This is a genomic window from Streptococcus sinensis (assembly GCF_000767835.1).
Classification (GTDB): domain Bacteria; phylum Bacillota; class Bacilli; order Lactobacillales; family Streptococcaceae; genus Streptococcus; species Streptococcus sinensis.
The window spans coordinates 1-14,491 of sequence record NZ_JPEN01000054.1; the positions used below are offsets into that span (position 1 = coordinate 1).

Consider the following 14,491-nt stretch of genomic DNA (forward strand, 5'->3'; position numbering starts at 1 on the left):
AAGTAGTGAGTACTCTCTCCCGTCGGAGATTTCTTCACTACTAATCTTAGTATGTTTTCTACAGTCTTTACAGCGGAAGCGGCGTTTTCTCAACCGAATCAGCGTTTTGTATCCCGCGCACTCTAGATAGGGAATTTTCGATTCTTTTTGGAAGTCATATTTAGCCATTTGACCATGACAGCTGTAGCATTTAGGAGCAGGATAATCCAACTTCGCGATGATTTCTTTATGCGTTCCAGCATCTAGAACATCCAAAATCGTAATGTTAGGATCTTTGATTTCCAGTAAGTTTGTGATAAAATTTAATTGTTCCATAAGATTCTTTCTAATGATGGTTTCGTTGCTTTTCATTATAGGTCTTATGGGACTTTTTTTCTACAACAAAATAGGCTCCATAATCCCTGCGNTTTTTGCTAGAGAATAAAGTCCAGCCTTAGCAATTACTATCAGCTTTTTAATATTTTTGTTATAATGTTTTTTATGAGAGTTGTTTCAGGGAAGTACGGGGGCAGACCCCTCAAAACATTAGATGGAAAGACAACGCGACCTACGACAGATAAGGTCAAGGGTGCGATTTTTAATATGATTGGTCCCTATTTTGATGGCGGCCGGGTGCTGGATCTGTATGCAGGCAGCGGCAGTCTGGGGATTGAGGCGGTATCTCGTGGCATGGATTCCGCTGTTTTGGTTGAAAAAGATCGGCGGGCACAAGCTATCGTGGCAGAAAATATTGCCATGACCAAGGAAGCAGCGCGTTTTGAACTGCTCAAGATGGAGTCGAGTCGAGCCTTGGAGCAGTTGACTGGCCAGTTTGATCTGGTTTTACTAGATCCGCCCTATGCCAAGGAGCAGATTATCTCAGATATTGAGAAAATGGCGGAGCACAAGCTCTTGAGCGAGGATATTATGGTTGTTTGTGAGACGGACAAGTCGGTTGATTTGCCAGAAGAAATCGCAGACTTGGGTATCTGGAAGCAAAAAATATATGGAATTTCAAAGGTGACGGTCTATGTCAGATAAAATCGGACTCTTTACAGGGTCATTTGATCCCATTACCAACGGACATGTGGATTTGATTGAGCGAGCTAGTCGGCTGTTTGATCGCTTGTATGTGGGAATCTTCTATAATCCTCACAAAGAAGGATTTTTTAACATCCATGCGAAAAAAAGAATAGTTCTAGCGGCTTTAGCGCATTTGGAAAATGTGGAAGTCATCACTTCCCATGATGAATTGGCGGTCGATGTGGCAAAAAGGCTGGGAGTGACCGCTCTTGTCCGAGGCCTACGCAATGGTCAAGACTTGGACTATGAAGCTAGTCTGCATTTTTTTAATAAGGAATTAGCACCTGATTTGGAGACCGTTTTTCTGCTGAGTCAGCCAGCCTATCAATATATCAGTTCTTCACGAATGCGGGAATTGATCGCTTTTCAGCAGGATCTTTCTGCCTATGTACCAGCAAGTGTAATCGAGGAGTTAGAGAAAAAAGATGAGTAATGAAATAACAACCCCTAAAAAGATGACGAAAGAAAATAAATACGGCTTAAAATTAGCTGGTTGTGCAGGAGTGACGACTATTCTCGTGCTCGTGCTCTTTCTTTTTTCTTTTATTGTTCCTTTGCCCTATTATATTGAGGTGCCTGGGGGAGCAGAAGACATTCGGCAGGTTCTGACTGTGGACGGCAAAGAGGATCAGGCGGCAGGTTCCTACAATTTTGTGACGGTTGGGATCCAGCATGCGACCTTTGCCCATCTGGTCTACGCTTGGCTGACGCCCTTCACCGATATTTATTCGGCTCAGGATATGACGGGTGGCTCAAGCGATGAGGAATATCTGCGGATTAATCAATTTTTTATGGAAACTTCGCAGAATATGGCAAAATATCAGGGATTGAAAGCTGCAGGTAAAGAGATCAAGCTCAACTATCTGGGTGTTTATGTCCTGCAAGTAGCCAAGGACTCTACCTTTAAGGGTATTCTGAACATTGCTGATACGGTGACAGGAGTCAATGACAAGACCTTTGAAAGCTCGGAAGAACTGGTAAAATATGTTAATTCTCAAACCTTGGGCGATACCGTCAAAGTGACCTACGAGGAAGATGGGGAGACCAAGACAGCGACGGGGAAAATCATCAAGCTGGAAAATGGCAAAAATGGAATTGGCATCAGTCTGGTTGACCGCACGGAAGTCAACAGCAGTGTTCCGATTGAATTTTCTACCGAAGGAATCGGTGGTCCTAGTGCTGGCCTTATGTTTAGCCTAGCCATTTATACTCAGCTGGCCAATCCCGACCTGCGAGACGGCCGCGTGATTGCGGGAACGGGCAGCATTGACAGAGAAGGGAAAGTTGGAGATATTGGTGGGATTGACAAAAAAGTAGTGTCTGCTGCCAAGGCTGGGTCGACCATCTTCTTTGCCCCAGATAATCCTGTCAGCGAAGAAGAAAAAAAGGCTAATCCCAAAGCTAAGACAAACTATGAAACGGCGCTTGAAGCAGCCAAGGAAATCAAAACGGATATGAAAATTGTGCCGGTCAAAACCCTTCAGGACGCAATTGATTATCTAGAAAAAACCAAAAAATCTTAGTCTAGGCTAAGATTTTTGCATTTTAGGTATTGACTAGAGATTTGCTTTCTAAAAAGATTGGAAGATTTTATTAAAGCGTCTGACTTTTTACAGAAAAATCTTTTTCTAGTGAAAAAATATAAATTCCCCTTGTTTTGTGATAAAATAATATGAAGTAAGATAGATGAGTGACAAAGGATAAGTATGCGTAAAGAGATTTCACCTGAGTTGTATAATTACAATAAATTCCCTGGCCCAGAATTTAAGCAAATGGGCAGCAAGATAATTGCAGAAAAATTTGAGTTTGAATTGGTGGAGAATTATAAAGAGGCCTTTGATTTGACGGCCTTTCACCAACGCTTTTCGGAAATTCTGAATAAGTTTGACTATATTGTCGGTGACTGGGGCAATGAACAGTTGCGGCTACGTGGCTTTTATCGTGATGAGAAAGCCAAGGAGAATGCCGAGAAAATCAGCCGTTTGGAAGATTACTTGCTAGAGTACTGTAACTACGGTTGTGCCTATTTTGTGTTGGAAAATACCCAGCCAAGGCGGGCTTCCTTTGACAAAAAATCCCATCACAAGAGAAAATCTGACAGCAAGAGACATCCAGAAGTTTCCAGAGAACGTGGGTCTAAAAAAGGCAGGGACGATCAGCAAAAAAATCGTCAGAAATCACCCAAGAACAGACAACATAAACAAGGCAAACAGGCAAAACAGGCAGTAACTAACCAGTCTCAGCGCCATTTTGTCATTCGTCAAAAATAAAGGAGAAAAATGAAACCATCTATTTATAGCTTAACGCGTCAGGAAATGATTGAATGGGCGGAAGCTCAGGGAGAAAAGAAATTTCGTGCCGCCCAGATTTGGGAGTGGCTCTACCGCAAGCGTGTCCAGTCTTTTGAAGAGATGACCAATCTGTCCAAGGGCTTGATTGCCAAGTTGGATGATCAGTTTGTCGTCAATCCGCTTAAACAGCGTATTGTTCAGGAGTCAGCTGACGGTACGGTCAAGTACCTCTTTGAGCTGCCGGATGGTATGCTGATTGAGACGGTGCTCATGCGCCAGCACTATGGACTTTCTGTCTGTGTTACGACTCAGGTCGGCTGCAATATCGGTTGCACCTTCTGTGCTTCCGGCTTGATTAAAAAGCAACGCGACCTCAATAACGGTGAGATTGTTGCTCAGATTATGCTGGTTCAGAAGTATTTTGACGAGCGTGGTCAGGATGAGCGGGTCAGCCACATTGTAGTTATGGGAATCGGCGAGCCTTTCGACAACTATAAGAATGTCCTGAAGTTTGTCCGAACGGTCAATGATGATAAGGGTCTGGCCATCGGCGCCCGCCATATCACGGTTTCGACATCAGGTCTGGCTCATAAGATCCGTGACTTCGCCAATGAAGGTGTGCAGGTCAATCTAGCTGTATCCCTCCATGCCCCGAATAATGATCTGCGGACCAGTATCATGCGGATTAACCGGTCCTTCCCTATCGAAAAGCTTTTTGCAGCTATTGAATACTATATTGAGACGACCAACCGCCGGGTGACCTTTGAGTACATCATGCTCAATGAAGTCAATGACGGGGTAGAGCAGGCCAAGGAATTGGCTGAGCTGCTTAAGAACATTAAGAAGCTGTCTTATGTCAATCTCATTCCTTACAACCCCGTTAGCGAGCACGACCAATATACCCGTAGTCCTAAGGAGCGCGTGATGGCCTTCTATGACACCCTCAAGAAAAACGGAGTCAACTGTGTGGTTCGTCAGGAACATGGTACGGATATTGATGCAGCCTGCGGTCAGCTGCGATCTAATACCATGAAGCGTGACCGTGAGAAGGACACTATTAAGAATGTTCAAGCTTAGGAACTATCTGACTTCAGACGGTGAGTTGACAGCTCAGGGACGGAGATTACTGATAGGGGGAAGCTGGCTCTATTTCTTGATGCTTTGCATTCTGTGCTTTATTCCTCAAGTTCCAGAGCCGGGAATGGAGACGCCGGGAATCCAGTACTTTGGTCGAGTAGTAGTTCTGCTGATTCCTTTTAACTCTTTTGTCAATCTCGGAGAGATTACTTCTTGGTTGCAGTTGGTCAAGGTCTTTGTCCAAAATCTAGCCAATATCTTTCTGCTGTCGCCATTGATTTTTCAGCTCCTATGGTTATTTCCTCAGTTGCGGAGCACAAAGAGAATTGTTTGGCTCAGTTTTGCTATGAGCCTGTCCATTGAAATGACTCAGATCTTGCTGGATCTTCTCATCAATGCCAACCGAGTCTTTGAGATTGATGATCTCTGGACCAATACTTTGGGCGGTTATCTGACTTGGCGGGCTTTTCAGCTTGGTCAGAAAATCTGGAAAAATCGTCAAGATGACGCTTTCAAGAGGGATTAGCTAAGGAAATGTTCGGGTTTTATAGAATTTTTTATAAAAAATAATTCTTTTTCCGTTTTTTCTCTTGACAAAAGATTTTAGAAGCTTTATAATTTTAGACAATCATCAGAAAAGTAATAATTTTTTCTACTTTCAGGGAGCCTGTGGTTGGTGGAAACAGGCAGCGGAAGATTATGAAGTGGGCTGATGGAAAAAATGAATTTGAAACAATAAAAATTCGGTGAGCACACCTTACAGTGCGACTTGTTGTTAGACAAGGCAGAGATATGGAGGTAGTCTATACTTTTCTCCATAATTGAGGTGGCACCGCGATTTTACGCCCTCACACAGAGTTTTTCTGTGTGTGGGCTTTTGTTTTGTTCGGAAATAAAGAAAAGAGGTAAGCAAGATGACAGAAACTAAAGGATATTTTGGACAATTCGGCGGCTCCTTTGTGCCAGAGCCTATCCAAGCATTGCTGGATGAATTGGAAGTGACTTTTGAGAAGTATAAGGATGACCCAGAATTTTTAAATGAATACCGACATTATTTGGCAGATTATTCAGGACGGGAAACTCCGCTCTACTTTGCAGAAAGCCTGACTCAACACCTGGGCGGAGCTAAGATTTATCTGAAGCGGGAAGATCTCAATCATCTGGGCTCCCATAAGCTCAATAATGTTTTGGGGCAGATTCTTTTAGCTAAGCGCATGGGTAAGACCCGGGTAATCGCTGAAACTGGAGCTGGTCAGCATGGTGTGGCAACTGCGGCAGCAGCAGCTAAGTTTGGTATGAAGTGCGATGTCTACATGGGTGCAGAGGATGTAGAGCGCCAGCGCCTCAATGTCTTCCGCATGGAAATGATGGGAGCGACTGTTCACGCTGTGGAAACAGGAACCAAAACCCTCAAGGATGCGGTGGATGCAGCCTTTGGAGCTTGGATGAGTGATTTGGCAGCCTTCTATGTTTTGGGCTCTGCTGTCGGACCTCACCCCTATCCGACGATTGTCCATGAATTCCAAAAGGTGATCAGTGAAGAATCACGCCGTCAGATTTTGGACAAGGAAGGCCGCTTGCCGGACTATGTTATTGCCTGCGTAGGTGGTGGTTCCAATGCTATCGGTGCCTTCTCCCAGTATGTGGCGGATGAAGAAGTCAAGCTGGTTGGAGTTGAAGCGGCTGGACGAGGACTTGATACAGACCAGCATGCAGCGACCATGAGCAAGGGAAGTGTCGGAGTAGTGGACGGTATGAAAACCTACGCTGTCTTTGCTGAAGATGGGCAGGTGGCGCCGGTTTACTCGATTTCAGCCGGCTTGGACTATCCTGGAGTTGGTCCCGAACATGCTTTCTTTAAAGATTCTGGTCGAGTAGAATACGTGGCAGCGACAGATGATGAAGCTGTGGATGCCTTGCTTCTCTTGACACAAAAGGAAGGAATTTTACCAGCAATCGAAAGCTCTCATGCCATTGCTGAAGCTATCAAGCGGGCTCCGCAATTGTCATCTGACCAAATCATCGTTATCAATGTATCTGGTCGTGGAGACAAGGATGTGGCAGCCATTGCCGACTATCTAGAAAAACGAAAATAAAATACCCAGCAGAAGAGTAGTAACATCCCTCCTTTCAGAGAGTCTGTGGTTGCTGGGCAGACCAAATCTATGGTCGATATAGGAGATATGCAGTGATTTTACTAATTGATAATTATGATTCTTTTACCTATAATTTAGCTCAGTATATCAGCCATTTCGCGGAAGTCAGGGTTTTGCGAAATGATGATGCTAGCCTTTATCAAGTGGCAGAAGAGGCTGATGCTTTGGTTCTGTCCCCTGGACCAGGCTGGCCGGCAGATGCAGGACGGATGGAAGAACTTATCCGTGATTTCACCGGTAAGAAGCCGATTTTGGGTATTTGTCTGGGGCACCAAGCTATTGCAGAAGTATTTGGCGGAAAACTAGGGTTGGCTCCGAAAGTCATGCATGGCAAGCAAAGTATTTTGCGCTTTGAAGCAAACTCTCCTCTCTATCAGGGGATTGAAGATAGTCAGCCAGTCATGCGTTACCATTCAATCTTGATTAAGGAGATGCCAGAGAACTTTGAAGTGACGGCTCGGGCGGCTGATGATAACTCTATTATGGCCATTCAGCACAAGAGTCTGCCCATCTATGGTTGTCAGTACCATCCTGAGAGTATTGGTACGCCGGATGGTCTATCGTCTATCAAGAATTTCATTGACTTAGTAAAATAGCCATAACTTATAGCAAATAATCATCCCCACACCGATTAAAAGACAGGGCACAAAAGCTAACCTGTCTTTTTTCTTTTTAAAGCAGAAGCAGGCGAGGCCAGAGAAAGAGGCAATTTGGATGAGGATGAGAATTTCTGTCAGGCTGAAAATAGCTGCGCAGGAAGCTAGAAAGAGAAAGTCGCCAGCTCCGATGCGAAGATTAAAAAAGAAGGCTAGAAGTCCTAGGGCTAAAAAGAAGAGCATGAGCGGATTGGTACCCGCTGTCGTCATCAGCAAAAACTGAAAGATTAGCCAGACCAGAAGGGGATATTCTTGCTCGCGCTGATCGTAGATGGCTAAGGTCAATCCCATAGTGAGCAGTAGGAGTTGGGCTAGTGAAAGAAGCTTTAAACTCCAGCTCAGAAAGAGTAAGCCTAGAATGAGCTCAAAACCAGCATACCAGATGGGAAGGCGGATCTTGCAAAAACGACAGCGAAAGCCATTAAGAAGCTGAGAAAGGATTGGAATCAAATCCCGTGCTTTGAGTATCTGCTTGCAGTTGTCACAGTGACTGCTTGGAGAGATGATGGACTGTGCAGGGAAGCGGTCAATGACCAAGCCTAAGAATGAAGCTAAAATCGTTCCGACCAGAAAAAAGTATAGATGTATCATACTTATTTATTCGGAATTCATGCAGAATAATTCTGAAATTTTGCTGCTTTTCTAAATAAGAATATTTTCTGAGTCAAAAGACTTGACTTTCTTATTTAGAAGCATTATAATTAAAACATAATCAAAAAAGATTAGAATAATTACAATAAAAAGAGAGGTATCATTATGACTCAAGTAAAATATGGCGCTGCAGCAGATGTAGCAACTTTCACTAACCAAAATTCTTTACCAAAAACGAAAGCAGTTCTCAATCAAGTAGTAGCAGACCTTTATACAGCTCGCATCGCTCTTCATCAAGTTCACTGGTATATGCGTGGCGCAGGCTTCATGGTATGGCATCCAAAAATGGACGAATATATGGACACGGTAGATGTGACCTTGGATGAGGTCAGCGAGCGCTTGATCACTCTGGGTGGCAAGCCTTATTCAACTCTGACAGAGTTTATCCAACACAGCAAGATTGAAGAAAAAGCTGGCGAATTCAGCAAGAATGTAGAAGAAAGCTTGGCGCGCGTGATTGAAATCTTCCGTTATCTGACAGATCTTTACCAAGAAGCGATGGATGTGACAGATGAAGAAGGCGATGATGTGACCAATGATATCTTCGTTGGTGCCAAGGCAGATCTTGAAAAGACCATCTGGATGTTGACAGCTGAAATCGGTCAAGCACCAGGTTTATAAAATGAAATTCAAAAAGAGGCAAAAAATTTGCCTTTTTTGTTTTTCTTAAGGATTATTTAAGCTTACTCCCTTATACTAATAACATCAGATGAAGACCTCCTAACTTTGTTTGATAGAACTCCTAAACTTTTCTTTTTCATAATAATCTCCCGAAAAGGCAGCCTCCGAGGTTGTCTTTTCTGTTTTGCCATCTTGAAAACTTTAGCAAAATTTGATAAAATATAGCTCATGAAAACACTCTACGATGTGCAGCAATTTCTTAAAAATTTCGGAATCATTATTTATATGGGCAAGCGTCTTTATGATATTGAGATGATGAAAATTGAGTTGGAGCGGATTTACGACGCTGGTCTGATGGATAAGCTTGACTATTTGGAGGCTGAGGCCGTCCTGCGCAGAGAGCATCAAGTAGAGTTGAAGTATCTAGAAAATAAAGGGAGAAACTAGAATGGGAATTTGGGTTTTGTGGGCAATTTTGCTGGGGATGTTGGCTTGGATGGGCTTCAATTATTTCCGTATTCGTCGTGCAGCTAAGATAGTAGATAATAGTGAGTTTGAAGGCTTGATTCGTAAGGGACAGTTGATTGACTTGCGTGATCCATCGGATTTTCACCGCAAGCATATCTTAGGTGCACGTAACATCCCGTCTCAACAGCTCAAGTCCAGTATCAATGCACTTCGCAAAGACAAACCAGTTCTTATTTATGAGAATAGCCGAGGACAGCTGGTGACCAATGCAGCGATTTACTTGAAAAAGCAAGGTTTTAATGACATTTATATCCTATCTTACGGCCTTGATTCTTGGAATGGCAAGGTAAAGTCAAGCTGATAGAGTATAAAAAGTTATCATCGTTTGATACAAAACCTAAGTTTTATATCAAAATGAACTAATATTAATTTTAAGGAGTATTTATAAGATGCAAGAAAAGAAAAAATCCTCTCTTGTTTTAGGTATCTTGTCCATTGTTTTGGGCTTGTTGATTCCAATAGTCGGTCTTATTTTAGGTATTATTGGTCTAGGTTTGGTCAATTCACACCAAAAAGAGACTCAATTGGATTATAAAACAGAAAAAATTCTGAACATCATCGGCATTGTGATTTCTATCATCAACTGGATTGCAGGAATTATTTTGACCGTGAATGGATTAATGTAATGAATGATAATAAAAAGGCTTGTGATAAGCCTTTTTATTTTTACCAAGTTTGCTCTAAGTATTGTTTTATAATCTCTAACTCGGAAGCCCTTAGTGCCCGATATTCTCCTTCTGCTAGGTTCGGATTTAGCTGGAATTCACCAAAATGTGTGCGTTTGAGATAGGTGACCTTGACACCAACTGCCAGAAACATCTTTTTGATTTGATGGAACTTGCCCTCGGAAATGGTAACCGAGGCTGTGGAGTGATTGAGGCTAGTCGTGTGAATCTCAAGCTGGGCTGGCTTGCATTGAGTTCCGTCCAGAAAGACAATGCCTTGCTGGAAAGCGGCTGTAGCTGCTTGGGCAAGAGGACCGTTGACTTCAACATAGTAGGTCTTTTTGATATGGTATTGAGGGTGCAGGAGCTGAAAACCTAGTGGCCCGTTATCCGTAATCAGGAGCAGGCCGCGTGTGTCGCGATCCAGACGGCCGACAGAGTAAAGCTGGTCGTTAAAATCTTCTGGTGCAATCAGATCCAGAACGGTTGTCTTATCTGCATCAGAGTTGGCTGTGACAGCACCGGCAGGCTTGTTCATCAGAAAATATCGGTGAGCCGGCTGGCTTAAGGAACAGCCCGCTAGACTAATGGACTGGAGTCCGCTATCGACATTTTGACTGAGGAAACGAGCAGGCTGACCGTCGATTACAATCTGCCTTAGTCGCAGTTTTTGTTTCATTTCTTTCCGGCTAACCTTAGCCTGGGCTAAGAATTTATCAAGGCGCATGAGTTTTCCTTTCAAAGGTTTGGACGTTTCGCAATTTAGAGAATGGTGAAAGGTCACAGAGCAAGAAAGCGAGGTTTTAGCGTAAATCTAATTCTCGATTTTCTTCTTTTATCATACTCTTTCAGAAGCAAAAATGCAAAAAGGACTGCAGTTTACGATTTTCTTATGAAAACATTTACACTTGGTTGGCTCGTGTTTTTTGGAAAAAACTGTGTTATAATTTTTAGTTGGAAATAAATAATAAGATTTAGAGGAAAAAATGACAAAATTTAGAGAAGATATTCGCAATATCGCTATTATCGCTCACGTTGACCACGGGAAAACAACCTTGGTCGATGAGTTGCTGAAGCAATCTCATACACTAGATGAGCGTAAAGAATTGCAAGAGCGGGCAATGGACTCAAACGATATTGAGAAGGAGCGCGGTATCACCATCTTGGCTAAAAATACAGCCGTGGCTTACGAAGGTACTCGTATCAATATCATGGATACACCAGGGCACGCGGACTTCGGTGGTGAAGTAGAGCGGATTATGAAGATGGTGGACGGGGTTGTTCTGGTTGTGGATGCCTACGAAGGAACTATGCCTCAGACCCGCTTTGTATTGAAAAAAGCCTTGGAGCAAGACCTTGTTCCTATCGTAGTGGTGAACAAAATCGACAAGCCGTCTGCTCGTCCAGCAGAAGTAGTAGATGAAGTATTGGAACTCTTTATTGAGCTTGGAGCGGATGATGACCAGCTGGACTTCCCAGTGGTTTATGCTTCAGCTATCAATGGAACTTCATCTATGTCAGATGATCCAGCGGACCAAGAGCACACGATGGCACCGATTTTTGATACCATTATCGAACATATCCCAGCGCCAGTGGACAATTCTGACGAGCCATTCCAATTCCAAGTCTCTCTTTTGGACTACAACGATTTCGTTGGTCGTATCGGTATTGGACGTGTTTTCCGTGGTACTGTTAAGGTGGGTGACCAAGTAACCCTCTCTAAACTTGATGGTACAACTAAAAACTTCCGTGTGACGAAACTCTTTGGTTTCTTTGGTTTGGAGCGTCGTGAAATCCAAGAAGCCAAAGCGGGTGACTTGATTGCCGTTTCAGGTATGGAAGATATCTTTGTCGGTGAAACCATTACACCGACAGACGCAGTAGAAGCTCTGCCAATCCTTCATATTGATGAGCCTACTCTGCAGATGACCTTCTTGGTTAACAACTCACCTTTTGCTGGCCGCGAAGGGAAATGGGTAACTTCTCGTAAGGTTGAAGAACGCCTGCAGGCTGAATTGCAAACAGACGTCTCACTTCGTGTGGATCAGACTGATTCACCAGATAAGTGGACTGTTTCAGGACGTGGAGAATTGCACTTGTCAATCTTGATTGAAACCATGCGTCGTGAGGGTTATGAACTTCAAGTATCTCGTCCAGAAGTTATTGTAAAAGAAATCGACGGTGTTAAATGTGAGCCGTTTGAGCGCGTGCAAATCGACACTCCAGAAGAATACCAAGGATCTGTTATCCAAAGCCTTTCTGAACGTAAGGGTGAGATGTTGGATATGATTTCAACTGGTAATGGTCAGACTCGTTTGGTCTTCTTGGTTCCTGCCCGTGGTTTGATTGGTTACTCAACTGAGTTCTTATCCATGACCCGCGGTTACGGGATTATGAACCATACCTTCGACCAATACCTGCCAGTTATCCCTGGTGAAATCGGTGGCCGCCACCGCGGTGCCTTGGTATCTATCGATGCTGGTAAGGCAACGACCTACTCTATCATGTCTATCGAAGAGCGTGGAACCATCTTTGTCAATCCAGGTACAGAAGTGTATGAGGGAATGATTATCGGTGAGAACTCACGCGAAAACGATTTGACAGTAAATATCACCAAAGCCAAGCAGATGACCAACGTTCGTTCTGCCACCAAGGATCAGACGGCAGTCATCAAGACACCGCGCATTTTGACATTGGAAGAATCTTTGGAATTTTTGAATGACGATGAGTATATGGAAGTAACGCCAGAGTCCATCCGTCTGCGCAAGCAAATTTTGAACAAACAAGAACGTGAAAAAGCTAATAAAAACAAGAAAAAACAAGCGGCAGAATAAGCGATCTAAGCTATCTGGCGGCAGAAAGGAGTAGCATGGTTTACTTTATCATTGGAATTTTGATCCTGCTTTTCTATGTATTTGCCGTTCCGGCTAGTATTAAAGGAACACTGAATATCTTGACAATTGTACTTTTGCTGGTTGCCTTGATTATCTTATTTGCTTTAGGGCTCTTTCAGATTTTTAAATTGCCTTCAGAATTTTTTGTAGGAATCTTCCTGATGATTCTGACTGTGTGGGCGCTGAGAGATATTGAGCGCTTAAAGCCTAAAGTCAGACGGCGAGATTTCGTGGACGAAAATCATTATGAATAAAATAACTGCCCAGCTTTGATGAGTTGGGCAGTTTTCATTTCCAGCACTTTGTCAAGCTGTCCAAAGCGTACTGATATGTGTCACAGAGTTCTTATTGGAATAATGAGTTATTGTGAGATAAATCAAAAATTTGGCTGTCAATATCACAATTATTGACTAAAGCGGCAATGCTTTGTTACAAAAGTTAAATCTTCTTAACAGCTAAAAATAAAAAACTGTTTCGGCTTTTTTATTTTCGCAAAAAAAGGTAAAATAGAATGAAGTATGAATGAAGAGGTCTATGATGAAAAATATTTCAAAATTTGCCAATAAGAAAGTCTTGGTGTTGGGTTTGGCCAAATCTGGGGAGTCAGCTGCTCGTCTTTTAGATAAACTGGGGGCGATTGTGACGGTCAATGATGGGAAACCCTTTGAGGAAAATCCAGCAGCCCAATCTTTGCTCGAAGAAGGAATTAAGGTCGTGACAGGTGGTCATCCTTTGGAACTGCTGGATGAAGATTTTGAGTGGATGGTAAAAAATCCAGGCATTCCTTACAATAATCCTATGGTCATAAGAGCTTTGGAAAAGAAGATTCCCGTTATTACCGAAGTGGAGCTGGCTTATCTGATTTCAGATGCGCCGATTATCGGGATTACTGGCTCAAATGGAAAAACCACCACCACGACCATGATTGCGGAAGTGCTAACAGCAGGCGGACAAAATGGTCTTTTGTCAGGAAATATCGGATTTCCAGCTAGTCAAGTCGCTCAAGATGCGGGTGAAACAGATACTCTGGTTATGGAACTTTCTTCCTTCCAATTAATGGGAATCGAAGCTTTCCATCCGGAAATAGCGGTGATTACAAATCTGATGCCGACACATCTTGACTATCACGGCTCTTTTGAAGATTATGTGGCAGCCAAGTGGAATATCCAAAAAAATATGACCGCTTCTGACTATGTCATTTTGAATTTCAATCAAGATTTGGCTAAAGAATTGGCTAAGAAAACGGCAGCCCAGGTGATTCCTTTTTCAACTCAAGAACAAGTCGATGGAGCCTACTTGGACGGCGATGTGCTGACCTTCCGTGGGGAAGCCATTATGAAAGCTTCTGAACTAGGCGTGCCTGGCAGTCACAATGTAGAAAATGCTCTAGCAACCATTGCTGTCGCCAAACTGCGTGGGGTTGACAATCAAGTGATTAAAGAAACTCTAGCTCATTTTGGTGGTGTCAAGCATCGTCTCCAGTATGTGGGTGAAATCAATCAAGTCAAATTTTACAATGACAGTAAATCAACTAATATCTTAGCGACACAAAAAGCTTTATCAGGTTTTGACAATAGCAAGGTTATTTTGATTGCTGGTGGTCTGGATCGAGGCAATGAATTTGATGAATTGGTGCCAGATATCAAAGGCTTGAAAAAAATGGTGATTTTAGGGGAATCGGCTGCGCGTGTTAAGCGGGCTGCGGATCAGGCAGAAGTGAGCTATCTGGACGCTTCAGATGTCAGAGATGCTACTCGCAAAGCCTTTTCTGTGGCGGAGACTGGGGATATTGTCCTTCTCAGTCCAGCCAATGCCAGCTGGGATATGTATAAGAATTTTGAAGTGCGGGGCGATGAATTCCTTGCAGTATTTAAAGAATTAAAGGGATAA

General features: G+C 43.2%; 18 protein-coding genes and 1 other annotated feature. Of the genes, 15 read left to right on the forward strand and 3 right to left on the reverse strand.

Annotated features, from left to right (window positions below; translation table 11 throughout):
* A partial coding sequence (locus SSIN_RS03620; protein WP_244880074.1) for a transposase family protein occupies nucleotides 1–315 on the reverse strand: 315 nt, incomplete at its 3' end.
* A gap of 165 nt (nucleotides 316–480) precedes the next feature.
* Here SSIN_RS03620 and rsmD point away from each other — a divergent pair.
* The 8 genes from rsmD to SSIN_RS03660 all read left to right on the forward strand — a co-directional run bounded on the left by rsmD (nucleotide 481) and on the right by SSIN_RS03660 (nucleotide 7,182).
* Entirely contained in the window at nucleotides 481–1,020 is a 540-nt protein-coding gene (rsmD, locus tag SSIN_RS03625; RefSeq protein ID WP_037616000.1) for a 16S rRNA (guanine(966)-N(2))-methyltransferase RsmD, read from the forward strand.
* Entirely contained in the window at nucleotides 1,010–1,495 is a 486-nt protein-coding gene (gene coaD / locus SSIN_RS03630; RefSeq protein ID WP_037615917.1) for a pantetheine-phosphate adenylyltransferase, read from the forward strand. The genes rsmD and coaD overlap by 11 nt, the downstream gene beginning before the upstream one ends.
* Nucleotides 1,488–2,585 carry a SepM family pheromone-processing serine protease gene (locus SSIN_RS03635; protein ID WP_425314564.1) on the forward strand — a complete coding sequence of 366 codons (1,098 nt, stop codon included), beginning with the start codon at nucleotides 1,488–1,490 and terminating at the stop codon, nucleotides 2,583–2,585. The genes coaD and SSIN_RS03635 overlap by 8 nt, the downstream gene beginning before the upstream one ends.
* Before the next feature lie 183 nt (nucleotides 2,586–2,768).
* Nucleotides 2,769–3,332 carry a YutD family protein gene (locus SSIN_RS03640; RefSeq protein WP_037615920.1) on the forward strand — a complete coding sequence of 188 codons (564 nt, stop codon included), beginning with the start codon at nucleotides 2,769–2,771 and terminating at the stop codon, nucleotides 3,330–3,332.
* Between the two features lie 9 nt (nucleotides 3,333–3,341).
* On the forward strand, nucleotides 3,342–4,430 hold the full coding sequence (gene rlmN, locus SSIN_RS03645; RefSeq protein ID WP_037615923.1) for a dual-specificity RNA methyltransferase RlmN: 1,089 nt from the start codon (nucleotides 3,342–3,344) through the stop codon (nucleotides 4,428–4,430).
* Nucleotides 4,417–4,956 (forward strand): VanZ family protein, encoded by a 540-nt coding sequence (locus SSIN_RS03650; RefSeq protein ID WP_037615925.1) that lies wholly within the window; start codon nucleotides 4,417–4,419, stop codon nucleotides 4,954–4,956. The genes rlmN and SSIN_RS03650 overlap by 14 nt, the downstream gene beginning before the upstream one ends.
* A gap of 96 nt (nucleotides 4,957–5,052) precedes the next feature.
* Nucleotides 5,053–5,283 (forward strand) — a binding site (T-box leader).
* Nucleotides 5,284–5,344: 61 nt separating this feature from the next.
* Nucleotides 5,345–6,526, forward strand: a complete 1,182-nt coding sequence (gene trpB, locus SSIN_RS03655; protein ID WP_037615928.1) for a tryptophan synthase subunit beta — start codon at nucleotides 5,345–5,347, stop codon at nucleotides 6,524–6,526.
* A gap of 92 nt (nucleotides 6,527–6,618) precedes the next feature.
* Nucleotides 6,619–7,182, forward strand: a complete 564-nt coding sequence (locus SSIN_RS03660; protein WP_037615931.1) for an aminodeoxychorismate/anthranilate synthase component II — start codon at nucleotides 6,619–6,621, stop codon at nucleotides 7,180–7,182.
* Here the strand turns inward: SSIN_RS03660 and SSIN_RS03665 are convergent.
* Nucleotides 7,171–7,833 carry a prepilin peptidase gene (locus SSIN_RS03665; protein ID WP_037615933.1) on the reverse strand — a complete coding sequence of 221 codons (663 nt, stop codon included), beginning with the start codon at nucleotides 7,831–7,833 and terminating at the stop codon, nucleotides 7,171–7,173. The genes SSIN_RS03660 and SSIN_RS03665 overlap by 12 nt on opposite strands.
* Before the next feature lie 165 nt (nucleotides 7,834–7,998).
* On the opposite strand from SSIN_RS03665, the gene SSIN_RS03670 reads away from it, so the two are divergent.
* From SSIN_RS03670 to SSIN_RS03685, 4 genes are all read left to right on the forward strand, one after another.
* Nucleotides 7,999–8,514, forward strand: a complete 516-nt coding sequence (locus SSIN_RS03670; protein WP_037615936.1) for a Dps family protein — start codon at nucleotides 7,999–8,001, stop codon at nucleotides 8,512–8,514.
* A 228-nt stretch (nucleotides 8,515–8,742) separates the two neighbouring features.
* Nucleotides 8,743–8,961 (forward strand): YqgQ family protein, encoded by a 219-nt coding sequence (locus SSIN_RS03675; protein WP_037615938.1) that lies wholly within the window; start codon nucleotides 8,743–8,745, stop codon nucleotides 8,959–8,961.
* A 1-nt stretch (nucleotide 8,962) separates the two neighbouring features.
* A complete protein-coding gene (locus SSIN_RS03680) occupies nucleotides 8,963–9,343 on the forward strand; it encodes a rhodanese-like domain-containing protein (RefSeq protein ID WP_037615940.1) in 381 nt (126 codons plus the stop codon).
* Between the two features lie 88 nt (nucleotides 9,344–9,431).
* Nucleotides 9,432–9,668: a hypothetical protein gene (locus SSIN_RS03685; RefSeq protein WP_037615944.1), complete on the forward strand. Its 237-nt coding sequence runs from the start codon at nucleotides 9,432–9,434 to the stop codon at nucleotides 9,666–9,668.
* A gap of 40 nt (nucleotides 9,669–9,708) precedes the next feature.
* On the opposite strand, the gene SSIN_RS03690 is transcribed toward SSIN_RS03685, so the two are convergent.
* Complete coding sequence (locus SSIN_RS03690) at nucleotides 9,709–10,434, reverse strand: 16S rRNA pseudouridine(516) synthase (protein ID WP_037615946.1); 726 nt, start codon at nucleotides 10,432–10,434, stop codon at nucleotides 9,709–9,711.
* Between the two features lie 259 nt (nucleotides 10,435–10,693).
* Between SSIN_RS03690 and typA the strand changes: the two genes are divergently transcribed.
* The 3 genes from typA (at nucleotide 10,694) to murD (ending at nucleotide 14,491) form a co-directional block, all read left to right on the forward strand.
* Nucleotides 10,694–12,541, forward strand: coding sequence for a translational GTPase TypA (typA, locus tag SSIN_RS03695; protein ID WP_037615951.1), 1,848 nt, complete (start codon nucleotides 10,694–10,696; stop codon nucleotides 12,539–12,541).
* 35 nt (nucleotides 12,542–12,576) lie between these two features.
* Nucleotides 12,577–12,855 carry a DUF3165 family protein gene (locus SSIN_RS03700; protein ID WP_037615954.1) on the forward strand — a complete coding sequence of 93 codons (279 nt, stop codon included), beginning with the start codon at nucleotides 12,577–12,579 and terminating at the stop codon, nucleotides 12,853–12,855.
* Between the two features lie 283 nt (nucleotides 12,856–13,138).
* On the forward strand, nucleotides 13,139–14,491 hold the full coding sequence (gene murD / locus SSIN_RS03705; protein WP_037615956.1) for a UDP-N-acetylmuramoyl-L-alanine--D-glutamate ligase: 1,353 nt from the start codon (nucleotides 13,139–13,141) through the stop codon (nucleotides 14,489–14,491).

Bases quoted from the DNA above. Each gene is read 5' to 3' on its own strand.
- rsmD (WP_037616000.1), top strand. From the start codon at position 481: ATGAGAGTTGTTTCAGGGAAGTACGGGGGCAGACCCCTCAAAACATTA.
- coaD (WP_037615917.1), top strand. From the start codon at position 1,010: ATGTCAGATAAAATCGGACTCTTTACAGGGTCATTTGATCCCATTACC.
- SSIN_RS03635 (WP_425314564.1), top strand. From the start codon at position 1,488: ATGAGTAATGAAATAACAACCCCTAAAAAGATGACGAAAGAAAATAAA.
- SSIN_RS03640 (WP_037615920.1), top strand. From the start codon at position 2,769: ATGCGTAAAGAGATTTCACCTGAGTTGTATAATTACAATAAATTCCCT.
- rlmN (WP_037615923.1), top strand. From the start codon at position 3,342: ATGAAACCATCTATTTATAGCTTAACGCGTCAGGAAATGATTGAATGG.
- SSIN_RS03650 (WP_037615925.1), top strand. From the start codon at position 4,417: ATGTTCAAGCTTAGGAACTATCTGACTTCAGACGGTGAGTTGACAGCT.
- trpB (WP_037615928.1), top strand. From the start codon at position 5,345: ATGACAGAAACTAAAGGATATTTTGGACAATTCGGCGGCTCCTTTGTG.
- SSIN_RS03665 (WP_037615933.1), bottom strand. From the start codon at position 7,833: ATGATACATCTATACTTTTTTCTGGTCGGAACGATTTTAGCTTCATTC.
- SSIN_RS03670 (WP_037615936.1), top strand. From the start codon at position 7,999: ATGACTCAAGTAAAATATGGCGCTGCAGCAGATGTAGCAACTTTCACT.
- SSIN_RS03675 (WP_037615938.1), top strand. From the start codon at position 8,743: ATGAAAACACTCTACGATGTGCAGCAATTTCTTAAAAATTTCGGAATC.
- SSIN_RS03680 (WP_037615940.1), top strand. From the start codon at position 8,963: ATGGGAATTTGGGTTTTGTGGGCAATTTTGCTGGGGATGTTGGCTTGG.
- SSIN_RS03685 (WP_037615944.1), top strand. From the start codon at position 9,432: ATGCAAGAAAAGAAAAAATCCTCTCTTGTTTTAGGTATCTTGTCCATT.
- SSIN_RS03690 (WP_037615946.1), bottom strand. From the start codon at position 10,434: ATGCGCCTTGATAAATTCTTAGCCCAGGCTAAGGTTAGCCGGAAAGAA.
- typA (WP_037615951.1), top strand. From the start codon at position 10,694: ATGACAAAATTTAGAGAAGATATTCGCAATATCGCTATTATCGCTCAC.
- SSIN_RS03700 (WP_037615954.1), top strand. From the start codon at position 12,577: ATGGTTTACTTTATCATTGGAATTTTGATCCTGCTTTTCTATGTATTT.
- murD (WP_037615956.1), top strand. From the start codon at position 13,139: ATGAAAAATATTTCAAAATTTGCCAATAAGAAAGTCTTGGTGTTGGGT.